This is a genomic window from Rubrivivax rivuli (assembly GCF_004016505.1).
Classification (GTDB): domain Bacteria; phylum Pseudomonadota; class Gammaproteobacteria; order Burkholderiales; family Burkholderiaceae_C; genus Rubrivivax; species Rubrivivax rivuli.
In genome coordinates this window covers 221,262-234,303 of record NZ_SACR01000004.1, presented here as the reverse complement: position 1 = coordinate 234,303, position 13,042 = coordinate 221,262, and the positions used below count along the sequence as shown (strand labels likewise).

Genomic DNA, 13,042 nt, shown 5'->3' with positions numbered 1-13,042 from the left:
GAGTCCACATGACCATGCAAACCCTCACCAACACCCGCTCGTGGGCGGCCAAACCCCTGGCCGCGCTGCTGGCCGGCTTCGTCATGGCTTTCAGCCTGCCGCTGAGCGCCTTCGCCCAGGCCGCCTCCGAGCCTGCCGCCGCATCGGCCCCGGCCGCTCCTGCCGCGACCGAAGCCCCGGCTGCTGCTGCTCCTGCCGTTTCGACCGAAGCCGTCGAGAACCCCTACGGCCTGAAGGCGCTGTGGACGCAAGGTGACTTCGTCGCCCACAGCACGCTGGTCATCATGGCCATCATGTCGATGGGCAGCTGGTATGTGATCTTCACGAAGCTGTTCGAGCAGCGCGTGATGCTGAAGAGCGCCCGCGAGTCGGCCGACGCCTTCTGGAAGGCCAACTCGGTGAAGGCCGGTGTGGGCACGCTGACCGAAGGCAGCGCCTTCCACTACATCGCCACGCAAGGCATCAAGGCCAGCGACCACCACGAAGGCACGATGGTCGAGGCCATCGACAAGCACACCTGGATCGGCATGTCGATCGACCGCGCCGTGGGCAGCGTGCAGAGCCGCCTGACCGACGGCCTGGCTGTGCTGGCCACCGTGGGTTCCACCGCCCCGTTCGTGGGTCTGTTCGGTACCGTCTGGGGCATCTACAACGCCCTGGTGAAGATCGGCATCAGCGGCCAGGCCTCCATCGACAAGGTGGCCGGCCCCGTGGGTGAAGCCCTGATCATGACGGCCATCGGCCTGTTCGTCGCCGTGCCGGCCGTGATGGGCTACAACTGGCTGATCCGCCGCAACAAGACGGTGATGGACCAGACCCGCAGCTTCGCCGCCGACCTGCACAACGTTCTGTTGTCCGGCAAGCGCTGATTGTTGGCCCCTCGGCGCCGCGCTGTTCGCGGCGCCGCCCCCGACGAGGGGTGGGTTCGGCACGGGAACTCCGGCGCCGACCCAGCCTCTCTCAGGACCCGAACGGAGTGCCCGCATGGGAATGAACGTAGGCGCCGCTGACGACGGCGGCGAAGAGCAACTCAACACCACCATCAACACCACGCCGCTCGTGGACGTGATGCTGGTGCTGCTGATCATCTTTCTGATCACCATCCCGGTGGTCACACAGTCCATCGAGCTGAAGCTGCCGAACGAGCGCAACCTGCCCACGCAGACCAAGCCCGAGAACATCGTCATCGCGGTCAACCGCGACGGCGAGGTCTACTGGGGCCTGGAGCGCATGCCCGACAACGAGGCGCTGGTGAACCGCCTCAAGATCGAAGCCGTGAAAGAGCCTCAGCCTGAGGTACACATCCGCGGCGACCAGGAAGTTCGTTACGAATCCGTGGGCCGCGTTGTCGTGGCTTGCCAGCGTGCCGGCATCTTCAAGGTGGGTTTCATCACCGAGCCGCCGGCTGGTGGTGCCACGCGCCTGCAGTAAGGAAGAGACCAACCATGGGAATGAATGTCGGAAACGCCAGCGGCGATGAAGATGGCGACGTCATGGTCGACATCAACACCACGCCGCTGATCGACGTGATGCTGGTGCTGTTGATCATGTTCATCATCACCATCCCGATCCAGACGCACGCGGTGAAGATGAACATGCCGGTGCCGAACAACGCACCGCCGCCGCCCAAGCCCCCCGAAATCGTGCGCATCGACGTCGACTTCGACGGCACCATCGGCTGGAACGGCGAGATCATCCAGGCCGGTGACCGCGGTGCGGTCGAACAGCGCCTGATGGCCATTGCTGCCATGGCCGACCAACCCGAGGTGCACCTGCGCCCGAACAAGCTGGTGACCTACAAGCACGTGGCGATGATCATGGCCACCGCCCAGCGCCTGGGCGTGACCAAGATCGGCATCGTCGGCAACGAACAGTTCCTCTGACCCCGCCCTGCTCCCTTTCGGTTCCTCTTTGCCCCGCTCCCTGCCCATGAAGACCTTGCGTGCCCTCACCCTGGCCCTGGTGGCCGCTGGCTGCCTGACCGCCGCCTCGGCCCAGGGGCTGCGCCCTGAAGTGGGCAAGCCCCTGCAACAGGCCGGTGAGTTGCTCAAGGCCGGCAAGGCCAAGGAAGCGCTGGGCAAGGTGCGCGAGGCCGAAGGGGCCGGCGGCATCACCTCGGAAGAGCGCCAGACCATCGACACCATGAAGGCGGCAGCGGCCCAGCGCGCCGGCGACATGCCCACCGCCATCACGGCGCTGGAGTCGATGGCCGGCCGCGCCAGCGGTGCGCAACTGGGCCAGTACGCCGAGCAACTCGCCGGTCTGTACGCCCAGCAGCGCAACAACGGCAAGGCCACCGAGTGGCTGAACAAGGCCATCGCAGCCGGCAACAACAGCGCCGGCATCAAGCAGATGCAGAGCTACCTGCAGCGCGCCAGCGGCGACTACGGCGCCATCGCCAAGGAAGCCGCTGCCGCCGTGGCCGCCGCCGAGCAGGCGGGCCGCCGGCCCGAAGAGGTCGACCTGCTGCGCCTGGCCGACGCGCAGAACCGCACCAACAACACCGCCGGGTATGGCGCCACGCTCGAAAAGCTGCTGGCGAACTACCCGAAGAAGGACTACTGGAACCTCTACCTCAGCCGCCTGCCGCGCAAGGCCGGCTTTGCCGACCGTTTCCTGATCGACGTGCTGCGCCTGCGCCTGGAAACGGGCACGCTGACGAAGACCGAGGACTATATGGAGCTGGCGCAGTTGGCCATGCAGCAGGGCCTGCCTTCCGAGGCCACCCGCGTGGTGGAGCAGGGCTACAAGGCCGGCGTGCTGGGCACCGGTGCCGAAGCGGCCCGCCACCAGCGCCTGCGCGACCTGGCCAAGAAGGAAGAAGGCGAGCTCAAGGGCAAGCTGGCCGGCCTGGCCACCGAAGCCGCGAACTTCAAGGAAGGCGACGGTCTGGTGCGCGTGGGTGGTTCCTACGTCTCCATCGGCGAGGTCGACCGCGGCATCGAGCTCATCCAGCAAGGCATCAAGAAGGGCAACCTCAAGCGCCCCGAAGACGCCAAGCTGCGCCTGGGCCTGGCCCAGCTGCAATCGCCCAAGACCAAGGCCGCCGCCACGCAGACCCTGCGCAGCGTGAAGGGCACCGACGGCGCGGCCGACATCGCCCGCCTGTGGCTCGTCGCCGGCAAGTGAAGCCCTGGGCGGTGTGAGCCCGGTCACCGCCCCCACAGACGGCCTGCACGGCGCCAGCAGCGCCACCGATCCCGGGCCCGTCGATTCCGAGACGCGCGCCAGCGCCGACGACCACCAGGCCCTGCGCCTGTGGCTGCGGCTGCTGGCCTGCACCAACCGCATCGAAGCCCCGCTGCGCACGCGCCTGCGCGAGCAGTTCGGCGGCAGCCTGCCCCGTTTCGACTTGATGGCGCAGCTCGACCGTCAGCCGGGCGGCATGAAGATGCGCGAGCTGTCCCGCCGCCTGATGGTGACGGGGGGCAACGTCACCGGCCTCACCGACCGCCTGGTGGCCGAAGGCCTGGTGGACAAGCGCAGCGACAGCGCCGACGGCCGCGCCGTGACGGTGCAACTGACGCCCGAAGGCCGACGGCAGTTCCGCGCCATGGCCAAGGCGCACGAGGCCTGGGTGGTGGAACTGCTGGGTGGGCTGAGCCCGGCGCAGCAGGCGCAGCTCTTCGATCTGCTTGGCCAGCTGAAGCTGGGCGTGCCCGAGGCCTGAGTTCGCCGACCCGGCCAAGGCCCGAAAAGGCAGTTCAGCCCGCCAGCAGGTCGCGGCCGATGATGAGCCGCTGCACCTCGGTGGCACCTTCGTAGATGCGCAGCGCGCGGATCTCGCGGTAGAGGCCTTCCACCACGCTGCCCACGCGCACGCCCAGGCCGCCGTGCATCTGCAGCGCGCGGTCGATGACCTGCTGCGCGTTTTCGGTGGCCACCATCTTGGCCATGGCGGCCTCGCGCGTGGTGCGCGCCTGGCCGCTGTCGCGCAGCCAGGCGGCGCGGTAGGTGAGCAAAGCCGCGGCGTCGATGGCGGCGGCCATGTCGCCGAAAGCCGCCTGGCTCAGCTGGAAGTCGGCCAGGCGCTGATCGAACATGCGCCGCTGCTGCGCGTGCTGCAAGGCTTCGTCGAGCGCACGCCGTGCAAACCCCAGGGCCGCGGCAGCGACGCTGGCGCGGAAGATGTCCAGCGTGCGCATGGCGAGCTTGAAGCCCTCTCCCGCCGCGCCCAGGCGCTGGGCTTTCGGCACGCGGCACTCGGTGAAACGCAGCCGCGCCAGCGGGTGCGGCGCGATGACCTCGATGCGCTCCGCGATCTGCAGGCCCGGCGTGCCGGCGTGCACGAGGTAGGCGCTCAGGCCCTTGGTGCCGCGCAGCGCAGCGGCCTCGCCGGTGCCCGCGGCCGGCAGGTCACGCGCGAACACGCAGTAGATGTCGGCGATGCCGCCGTTGCTGATCCAGGTCTTCTCGCCGTTGAGCACGACATGGTCGCCCTCGTCGCGCGCGCTGCAGGCCATGGCGGCCACGTCGCTGCCGGCCTCGGGCTCGCTCAGCGCGAAGGCGGTGATGCACTCACCCCGTGCCACGCGTGGCAGCCACTCGGCCTGCAGCGCGGGCGGGCCGGCCAGGGTGATGGGGCCGCTGCCCAGGCCCTGCATGGCGAAGGCGAAGTCGGCCAGGCCGTCGTGCCGTGCCAGCGTCTCGCGGCACACCACCAGCGCGCGGGAATCCAGCGCCGTGCTGGCGCCGCCGAAGGTGGCAGGCACGCAGTGGCGCAGGAAACCGGCGCTGCCCAGCGCCCGCACCAGCGCGCGGCAGCTGGCGTCGGTGTCGTGATGATCGACGGCCTGCAGGTGCAGCGCCGACCAGGCGTCTAGCTCCGCCGCCAAAGCCCGGTGGCCGTCGTCGAAGAAAGGCAGCTGCAGGTGGGCCAGACGCGCCGGCGACGAGACGTCCATCTCAGTTCCCCTCGAACTTCGGAGCCTGCTTGGCCGCGAAGGCGTCGAAGGCGCGCTTGAAGTCGTGCGTGAGCATGCAGATCGCCTGCGCCTGGGCTTCGCTCTCGATGATCTCTTCCAGCCCCATGGCCCATTCCTGGTTCAGCATGGTCTTGGTCATGGTGTGTGCGAACCAGGGGCCATCGGCCAGCGCGCGCGCCTGGGCCTGGGCTTCCGCCAGCAGTTCGCCGGGGGCGTGCAAGGCGTTGAAGAAGCCCCAGGCCGCGCCCTCGTCGGCCGTCATCGCACGGCCGCTGAACAGCAGTTCGGCGGCGCGGCCCTGGCCGATGACGCGTGGCAGCAGGCCGCAGGCGCCCATGTCGGCGCCGGCCAGGCCCACGCGCGTGAAGAGGAAAGCCGTGCGCGCGGCGGGCGTGCCCAGGCGCAAGTCGGCCGCGAGTGCCACCATCGCGCCGGCGCCGGCACAAACGCCGTCCAAGGCCGCAATCACCGGCTGCGGCGCGCGCTTGATGGCCTTGACCAGATCGCCCGTCATGCGCGTGAAGCGCAGCAACTCGGGTGCGGGCATGCGTGTGAGCGGCTCGATGATCTCGAAGACATCGCCCCCGCTGCAGAAGTTGCCGCCGGCGCCGGTGATGACGACGGCACGCACATCGCTGGCGCGCTGCAGGCCGAGGAAGAGGTCGCGCAGTTCGGCGTAGCTGTCGAAGGTGAGCGGGTTCTTCTTCTCGGGCCGGTTCAGCGTGATGGTGGCCACACGGCCGTCGTCGCTACACTGCCACTGGAAATGGCGCGCGGTGTAGGCCTGGAAGGGGCGGCGGTCGTCGTTCATGCGGGACTCTTCTTCAGATTGGCCTGGTACTGCGCGCGACCCGAGAGGTACTGCGGTGGCCAGGGCTGGGCACTGTGGCCGATCTTCGCGGCTTCGTGCAGCGTCCAGGCGGGGTCGGCCAGGTGCGGGCGGGCCACGGCGCACAGGTCGGCGCGGCCCGCGGCGATGACCATGTTCACGTGGTCGGCCTCGAAGATGCTGCCCACAGCCACGGTGGCGATGCCCACCTCGTTGCGGATGCGGTCGGCAAACGGCGTCTGCCACATGCGGCCGTAGACGGGCTTCTGCTCGCGCACCACCTGGCCGCTGCTGCAGTCGATGAGGTCGGCACCGGCGGCCTTGAACAGCGCGGCGAAGGCCACCGCTTCGTCGGCAGTGTTGCCGCCCGGAAACCAGTCGTGGCAGCTCAGCCGCACGCTGATCGGCCGCTCGGCCGGCCAGGCGGCGCGCACCGCGGCAAACACCTCCAGCGGGTAACGCGCGCGGTTCTCGACGCTGCCGCCATAGGCGTCCGTGCGGTGGTTGGTCAGCGGCGAGAGAAAGCTGCTGAGCAGGTAGCCGTGCGCGCAGTGCAGTTCCAGGATGTCGAAGCCGGCATCGGCAGCGCGGCGCGTGGCGGCCACGAAGTCGGCCGTCACCTGCGCCATGTCGGCACCACCCATTTCGCGCGGCAGCTGCGAGTTCGGGCCGTAGGCGATGGGCGAGGCCGAGATCAGCGGCCAGTTGCCTTCAGGCAGCGGCTCGTCCATCTGCTGCCAGCCCAGCTGCGTGCTGCCCTTGCGGCCCGCGTGACCCAGCTGCACACCCATCTTCGCGCCCGAATGGCCATGCACGAAGGCCACGATGCGCTGCCAGGCCGCGGCCTGCGCGTCGTTCCACAAGCCGGCGCAGCCCGGCGTGATGCGGGCGTCGGCGCTCGGGGCCAGCATCTCGGTGTAGATCAGCCCGGCACCGCCCAGCGCGCGTGCGCCGAAGTGCACGAGGTGGAAGTCGCCGGGCAGGCCGTCTTGCGCCGAGTACATCGCCATCGGCGACACCACCACGCGGTTGGGCACGGTGAGGCCGCGCACGGTGAAGGGCGTGAACATCGGGCTCGGCGGCTTCTCACCTTCAGCGATGGACAGCCCTGCCTGTTGTGCGAACCAGCGCTCGTAGCCTTCCAGCCAGGCCGCATCACGCAGGCGCAGGTTCTCGTGGCTGATGCGCTGGCTGCGCGTGAGCATGCTGTACATGAACTGCGGCGGCGGCAGCTGTTCGCAGTAGCGCCGGCCCACCACCTCGAACCACTCCATCGCGTTCCACGCGGCGTTCTGCAGGCGCAGCACGTCGACCTCGCGCTCGGCCTGGTAGCGGGCCAACACGGCGGGGATGTCTGCACCGATGTCGCGGAAGAGCCGCGTCAGCTCGATCGCATCTTCCAGCGCCAGCTTGGTGCCCGAACCGATGGCGAAGTGCGCCGTGTGCACCGCATCGCCCATCAGCACCACGTGGCTCTGGCCGTTGAAGTGGTGCCACTGCCTGCAGCGCACACGCTGGAAGTTGATCCACGCGCTGCCCCGCAGGTGGCGCGCGTTGCTCATCAGCTGGTGGCCTTGCAGGTGCCGGGCGAAGAGCCGTTCGCAGAAGGCGATGCTCTCCTCGGGCCCGGCCTGCTCCAGCCCATGCGCACGCCACACGTCTTCGGGCGTCTCGACGATGAAGGTGGTGGTGCTGTCGTCGAACTTGTAGACGTGGGCCTGGAACCAGCCGTGCTCGGTTTTCTCGAACAGGAAGTTGAAGGCGTCGAAGAGCTTGGTGGTGCCCAGCCAGATGAAGCGGTTGGGCCGCGTCACCACATCAGGCTGGAAGATGGCGGCGTGCTGCTGGCGGATGCGCGAGTTCACGCCGTCGCTGGCGATGATCAGGTCGGCATCGGGAAAGTCTGCGTCGCTCGTGGCCTCGGTCTCGAAGACCAGTTCCACGCCCAGATCCTCGCAGCGCTGCTGCAGGATGTTCAGCAGCTTCTTGCGCCCGATGCCCACGAAGCCGTGGCCGCCGCTGCGGATGCGCTGGCCCTGGAAGTGCAGCTCGATGTCGTCCCAGTGGTTGAAGGCCACCTCGATGGCATCGGCCGTGGGGCCGTCCCAGCGCCGCATGTTGTCGAGCGTGGCATCGCTGAAGACCACGCCCCAGCCGAAGGTGTCGTACGGCTTGTTGCGCTCCACCACGGTGATGCGGTGCGCGGGGTTCAGCTGCTTCATCAGCAGCGCGAAATACAGGCCGGCGGGGCCGCCGCCGATGCAGACGATGCGCATGTGCCGTGCCCAGGGGGCCGGTAGCCGGGTTGCAGCCATTGTCGGGGTGAACTGCTTTACAAGTAAAGCAAATGCAAACCCGGGGCTGGGGCCTGCTGCGCCTCGCTGAAAATGCCGGCATGAGCCCTGCCCTGACCACCCCGCCGACCCTGGCCCTGCCGCCCTGTGTGCAGCCCCTGCCGCACGGCATCTACGCCATCGACACCGGCTTTCACCGCGATGTCTTCGACGCCGCCTACCTGGTGGTGGCAGGCGGCCGTGCCGCCTTCATTGACACCGGCACCAACTTCGCCGTGCCGCGCCTGATGGGCGCGTTGCGGGCCCTGGGCCTGGGTGTGGACGCGGTGGACTGGGTCATCCCCACCCACGTGCACCTGGATCACGCCGGCGGCGTGGGGCTGCTGATGCAGCACTTGCCCAAGGCCAAGCTGCTGGTGCACCCGCGCGGCGCGCGCCACATGGTCGACCCGGCCAAGCTCTGGGCGGGGGCCATGGCGGTGTACGGCGAAGCAGAGATGCAGCGCAGCTACGGCGAACTGGAGCCCGTGCCGGCCGAGCGCGTGGTGGAGAGCCACGACGGCCAGGTGGTGATGCTGGCCGACCGGCCCTTCAAGCTGATCGACACGCCCGGCCACGCGCGCCACCACCACTGCATCTGGGACGAACAGAGCCGCGGCTGGTTCACCGGCGACACCTTCGGCCTGAGCTACCGCGAGTTCGACACCGCGCAGGGTGCCTGGATCATCCCCACCTCCACGCCCGTGCAGTTCGAGCCCGAGGCGCTGCAGGCCTCGGTGCAGCGCCTGCTGGCGGCCGAGCCCGAGTGCGTGTACCTCACGCACTACGGGCGTGTGGGCGGCAGCGTGGCCGAGGTGCAGCGCCTGGGTGCGCTGCTGCTGGACTTGCTGGCGCAGACCGTGGCGCTGGGCCGGCGCGAGCAGAACAACCCCCAGCGGCATGAGGCGCTGAAAGCCGGCCAGTTGCAGATCTTCATAGACAGCCTGTCGGCGCACGGCTGCACGATGCCGCGCGCACAGATCGCCGAACTGCTCTCCATCGACCTCGAACTCAACGCCCAAGGCATGGCCGTGTGGCTGGACCGCCCGGCCGCCTGAAACTTCAGCCTCGAAAGAAGAACATGACGAACACAAGCAACCGCGTGCACTTCGGCCTGCAAGGCCGCGTGGTCATCATCACGGGCGCCGCACAAGGCATCGGCGCGGCCTGCGCGCGCCGCGTGGTGCAGGATGGCGCTGCCGTGGCGCTGTGGGACCTGGCCGACGACGCAGGCACCGCACTGGCCGCCGAGATCAACGCCGCTGGCGGCCAGGCGCTCTACGTGCACTGCAACGTGGCCCGCAAGGCCGAGGTGGAGGCCGCGCTGGCGGCCACGCTGGCGCGGTTCGGCCACGTGGACGGGCTCGTCAACAACGCCGGCATCTTCAAGGCCGCGCCTTTCCTGGAGGTGAGCGAAGAAGACTGGGACGCCGTCATCGCCGTCAACCTCAAGGGCAGCTTCCTCGTGGGCCAGGCCGTGGCGCGCGAGATGGTCAAGCGCCAGCGCGGCGCCATCGTCAACATGAGCTCGGTCAACGGCACGCTGGCCATCCCCAGCATCGCCAGCTACAACGCGAGCAAGGGCGCCATCAACCAGCTCACGCGTGTGATGGCGCTCTCGCTGGCCGACCAAGGCGTGCGCGTGAATGCCGTGGCCCCGGGCACCATCGCCACCGAGCTGGCCAAGAATGCCGTGCTCACCAGCGACGAGGCCAAGGCCCGCATCATGAGCCGCACGCCCATGAAGCGCCTGGGCGAGCCCGAAGAGATCGCCGACGTGGCGGCCTACCTGCTGAGCGATGCCGCGAGCTACGTGACGGGCGAGATCGTCGTGGCCGACGGCGGCCGCATGACGCTGAACTACACCGTGGCGGTGTAGCTCCGAAGGTTCATTCGCCGCGTGGCGGGTCGCGCACCAGCGCGGCCATGGCCTGCACCTCGGCCGAGCCACCGCTGGCCTGCAGGCCCTCGGCCACGCCCAGGCGGTCGGCCTCGCTGCGGTTCTGGCTGACCTTCCACTTGCCCACCAGGCTGTCGACGGCGATCTCGATGCCGACGATGGCGCGCAGCATCGCCTGCACATAGTCGTCGGGCGCGTCGCTCACGGCCCAGGGGCGGGGCTGCGCGGCCTCGTGCGTCTGCGTGAGCTCGCTCACCAAGGCGTGCAGCCAGGGCGCGTCAGGCACGGCGCGCAGCACACCGCGCGCCTGCACCAGCGTGTAGTTCCAGGTCGGCACCACCTTGTGCGTGGCGGCCTTGCTGGGGTACCAGTTCGGTGTGACGTAGGCTTGCGGCCCGTGGAAGACCGCCAGCACGCGCTGCCCGTCGCCCGCCTGCCACAGCGGGTTGGCGCGCGCCACGTGGCCGCGCAGGGTCTGCGTGGCGGCGTCGAAGTGCAAGGGCAGCGCATCGGCCATGGCCGCGCCGCCCTGCAGCGTGATGAGGGTCGCCAGCGGGTGCTCGCGCATCAGGCCCTGCAGCAGGGCCGGATCTCGCTGCTCGAAGTGCGCGGGCAGGTACATCGCAGAGGTGCTTCGGCGGGTGGCTTACCAGCTGCCGATGTTGGGCATCGCCGTCCAGGGCTCGGCCGGCGGCAGTGCCGGGCCGGCCTGCAGCAGCTCGATGCTGATGCCGTCGGGCGAACGCACGAAAGCCATGCGGCCGTCGCGCGGCGGGCGGTTGATGGTGACGCCGTGTTCCATCAGCCGCTGGCAGGCGGCGTAGATGTTGTCCACCGCGTAGGCCACGTGGCCGAAGCTGCGGCCGCCGGTGTAGGTTTCCACCGTGCCATCGGGCGCGGGCCAGTTGTAGGTGAGTTCGATCTGGGCGGTGGGGTCGCCGGGCGCGCTCAGGTAGACCAGCGTGAAGCGGCCCTGCTCGTGCTCGGTGCGGCGGGCCACTTCCAGGCCGAGGGCGTCGCGGTAGAAGGCCAGCGAGGCTTCGAGGTCGGTCACGCGGACCATGGTGTGCAGGTATTTCATGGCACCCATTGTGGCGCGAGGGCTGCTCGCGGCGCAGCCGCCCCGCAGCAAGACCTGCAGCCCAGGCTCAAGGCACCTCGTGCCCCATGCTAGCCTGCCAGACGCGGTACCAGTCTTCGGCCGACAGCCGCACCTGGGTGGCCGCCGCGGCCTCGCGCAGCGCCTCGATGCGCCCGCTGCCGGTGATGGGCACCGGCCGGCTCGGGTGGCGCATCAGCCAGGCCAGGGCCAGCGTGGCCACCGACACCCCGTGCTGCTGCGCCAGCCCCTGCAGCGTGCCGCGCACGCGCCGGGCCTGTTCGTCATCGCCGCTGAACAGCCGACCGCCGCCCAGCGGCGACCACAGCATGGGCCGCAAGCCGAGGTCGACGCACTGCGCCAGCGTGCCATCGGCCAAGGCCTGCATCTGCAGCGGGCTGAACTCGATCTGGTTCGTCACCAGCGGGCAGCGGCGGTGCAGCATCGCCAGCTGGTCGGGCATGTGGTTGCTCACGCCGAAGTGCAGCACCTTGCCCTCGGCGCGCAGCTCGCCGAAGGTGGCGGCCAGTTCGTCGGGGTCCATCAGCAGGTCGGGCCGGTGGATGAGCAGCAGGTCGAGGTGATCGGTGCGCAGCGCGCGCAGGCTGTGCTCGACGCTGGCGCGCACGTGCGCGCGGCTGCTGTCGTAGCTCTTGAGCGTGTGGCCAGGCCGCGCCGGGTGCTGCAGCTTGATGCCGCACTTGGTGACGATCTGCATCTGCCGGCGCAGCGCGGGCGCTGCGGCCAGGGCCTCCCCGAAGAGCGCCTCGACGCTGTAGCCGCCGTAGATGTCGGCGTGGTCGAAGGTGGTGATGCCGAGTTCCAGCGCCTGCTCGATCCAGCGCACGCGGCCGGGCACATCCAGCGCCCATTCGTGCAGGCGCCAGAGGCCGGCGGCGATGGGGGAGAAGTTCAGGCTTTCGGCAGGCGGCTTCATCATCCCGGCACGATAGCAGCCAGGTCTGCGGGCGGTGCCCGGCGGGGCGCGGTCCGGGCCGGCTCAGACCGTCTCGGCAGCCCTCAGCGTTCGAGCCCCACTGCGCGCAGCGCCAGCTGGTGCAGCCGCGACTTGGCATCCGCCAGGTCTTCCACCACCGAGAAGTGGTTGCGCCCGGGCAGCGTCTCGCACACCGGCACCGCGGTCGGCCCCCAGACGTCGCGGATCAGCGCGTTCTGGCGGATGAACTCCTCGCTCTCGTCCAGCCCCACCGCCGCGAAGAGCTTGCCGCCCTTGGGCCGCGGGAAGAAGGCCGGGCTCAGGCGGCGCACCGAGGCGGGCGTGAGTTGCAGGTCGGCCTGCACCGAGGCCACCAGGCGCAGCGGCTCCAGGTCGTACAGGCCCGAGACCGACAGCGCGGCCTGCACCGGCTGCGCGGGCAGATCGGGGGCCACCTCCTTCCAGCGGCAGCACATGAGCATGGCCGCCAGGTGCCCGCCGGCCGAGTGGCCCACCAGGCCGATGCGCGAGGCATCCGCGCCGAACCCGGCCGCATGCCGCCAGGCCCAGGCCACGGCCTGCGTCATCTGCAGCGCGATGTGCTCGATGCCCACCGCCGGGCACAGCGCGTAGTTCGGCACCACCACCGTCACGCCCGCGGCGTTGAGCGCAGGCGCGATGAAGGAGAAGTCGCTCTTGTCCAGCGAGCGCCAGTAGCCGCCGTGGATGAATACCAGCACCGGCGCGCCGGGTTGCGCGGCCGGGAAGACATCCAGCGTCTCGCCAGCGCCAGCGCCGTAGGCGATGTCCAGCCGGGCGCTCGTCTTGCTGCGCACGAGGGCCGAGGCCTGCTGCCAGCGCGCGAAGTGCCCGGCGTATGCGGGCACCCGGGCGCGGTTGTTGTACTGGGCTTCGAGCCAGGCGGGATCGTTGCGCGTGCGCATGGGTGCGGGGGCGGCCGCGGCCGGCAGTGTGGGTTCGCCGCATGTTAGTCGCGGCGGCACCCGGTGCTAGAATTT

Annotated in this window: 14 protein-coding genes; 7 read left to right on the top strand and 7 right to left on the bottom strand. The window is 69.7% G+C overall.

Annotated elements, in window-relative coordinates; genetic code table 11:
• Window positions 1–8 precede the first annotated feature (8 nt).
• The 5 genes from EOE66_RS13385 (at window position 9) to EOE66_RS13365 (ending at window position 3,670) form a co-directional block, all read left to right on the top strand.
• A complete protein-coding gene (locus EOE66_RS13385; protein ID WP_375137479.1) occupies window positions 9–869 on the top strand; it encodes a MotA/TolQ/ExbB proton channel family protein in 861 nt (286 codons plus the stop codon).
• 115 nt (window positions 870–984) lie between these two features.
• The gene (locus EOE66_RS13380) at window positions 985–1,431 is read left to right on the top strand and encodes an ExbD/TolR family protein (protein WP_128229235.1); all 447 of its coding nucleotides are present in this window, start codon (window positions 985–987) and stop codon (window positions 1,429–1,431) included.
• A 14-nt stretch (window positions 1,432–1,445) separates the two neighbouring features.
• Window positions 1,446–1,883: an ExbD/TolR family protein gene (locus EOE66_RS13375; RefSeq protein ID WP_128229233.1), complete on the top strand. Its 438-nt coding sequence runs from the start codon at window positions 1,446–1,448 to the stop codon at window positions 1,881–1,883.
• Window positions 1,884–1,929: 46 nt separating this feature from the next.
• Window positions 1,930–3,129 (top strand): tetratricopeptide repeat protein, encoded by a 1,200-nt coding sequence (locus EOE66_RS13370; protein ID WP_128229231.1) that lies wholly within the window; start codon window positions 1,930–1,932, stop codon window positions 3,127–3,129.
• A 13-nt stretch (window positions 3,130–3,142) separates the two neighbouring features.
• A complete protein-coding gene (locus tag EOE66_RS13365) occupies window positions 3,143–3,670 on the top strand; it encodes a MarR family winged helix-turn-helix transcriptional regulator (protein ID WP_375137478.1) in 528 nt (175 codons plus the stop codon).
• A gap of 34 nt (window positions 3,671–3,704) precedes the next feature.
• Here EOE66_RS13365 and EOE66_RS13360 read toward each other — a convergent pair whose 3' ends face one another.
• Genes EOE66_RS13360 through EOE66_RS13350 form a run of 3 tightly spaced genes read right to left on the bottom strand, consistent with a single transcriptional unit; the run spans window position 3,705 to window position 8,030 of the window.
• On the bottom strand, window positions 3,705–4,904 hold the full coding sequence (locus EOE66_RS13360) for an acyl-CoA dehydrogenase family protein (RefSeq protein WP_128229229.1): 1,200 nt from the start codon (window positions 4,902–4,904) through the stop codon (window positions 3,705–3,707).
• A gap of 1 nt (window position 4,905) precedes the next feature.
• Complete coding sequence (locus tag EOE66_RS13355; RefSeq protein WP_128229227.1) at window positions 4,906–5,736, bottom strand: enoyl-CoA hydratase family protein; 831 nt, start codon at window positions 5,734–5,736, stop codon at window positions 4,906–4,908.
• Complete coding sequence (locus EOE66_RS13350; protein WP_128229225.1) at window positions 5,733–8,030, bottom strand: bifunctional salicylyl-CoA 5-hydroxylase/oxidoreductase; 2,298 nt, start codon at window positions 8,028–8,030, stop codon at window positions 5,733–5,735. Before EOE66_RS13350 ends, EOE66_RS13355 begins: the two co-directional genes overlap by 4 nt.
• Window positions 8,031–8,149: 119 nt before the next feature.
• Between EOE66_RS13350 and EOE66_RS13345 the strand changes: the two genes are divergently transcribed.
• Together EOE66_RS13345 and EOE66_RS13340 are read left to right on the top strand one after the other, a co-directional pair.
• On the top strand, window positions 8,150–9,145 hold the full coding sequence (locus tag EOE66_RS13345) for an MBL fold metallo-hydrolase (protein WP_128229223.1): 996 nt from the start codon (window positions 8,150–8,152) through the stop codon (window positions 9,143–9,145).
• A 23-nt stretch (window positions 9,146–9,168) separates the two neighbouring features.
• A complete protein-coding gene (locus EOE66_RS13340) occupies window positions 9,169–9,966 on the top strand; it encodes an SDR family NAD(P)-dependent oxidoreductase (protein WP_128229221.1) in 798 nt (265 codons plus the stop codon).
• Between the two features lie 10 nt (window positions 9,967–9,976).
• Here the strand turns inward: EOE66_RS13340 and EOE66_RS13335 are convergent, their stop codons facing one another.
• The 4 genes from EOE66_RS13335 to EOE66_RS13320 form a co-directional block, all read right to left on the bottom strand.
• On the bottom strand, window positions 9,977–10,609 hold the full coding sequence (locus EOE66_RS13335) for an FMN-binding negative transcriptional regulator (RefSeq protein WP_128229219.1): 633 nt from the start codon (window positions 10,607–10,609) through the stop codon (window positions 9,977–9,979).
• A gap of 24 nt (window positions 10,610–10,633) precedes the next feature.
• Complete coding sequence (locus tag EOE66_RS13330) at window positions 10,634–11,068, bottom strand: VOC family protein (protein ID WP_128229216.1); 435 nt, start codon at window positions 11,066–11,068, stop codon at window positions 10,634–10,636.
• Between the two features lie 67 nt (window positions 11,069–11,135).
• Window positions 11,136–12,026 (bottom strand): aldo/keto reductase, encoded by an 891-nt coding sequence (locus tag EOE66_RS13325; RefSeq protein ID WP_128229215.1) that lies wholly within the window; start codon window positions 12,024–12,026, stop codon window positions 11,136–11,138.
• Between the two features lie 80 nt (window positions 12,027–12,106).
• The gene (locus EOE66_RS13320) at window positions 12,107–12,967 is read right to left on the bottom strand and encodes an alpha/beta hydrolase (RefSeq protein ID WP_128229213.1); all 861 of its coding nucleotides are present in this window, start codon (window positions 12,965–12,967) and stop codon (window positions 12,107–12,109) included.
• Between the last annotated feature and the right edge of the window lie 75 nt (window positions 12,968–13,042).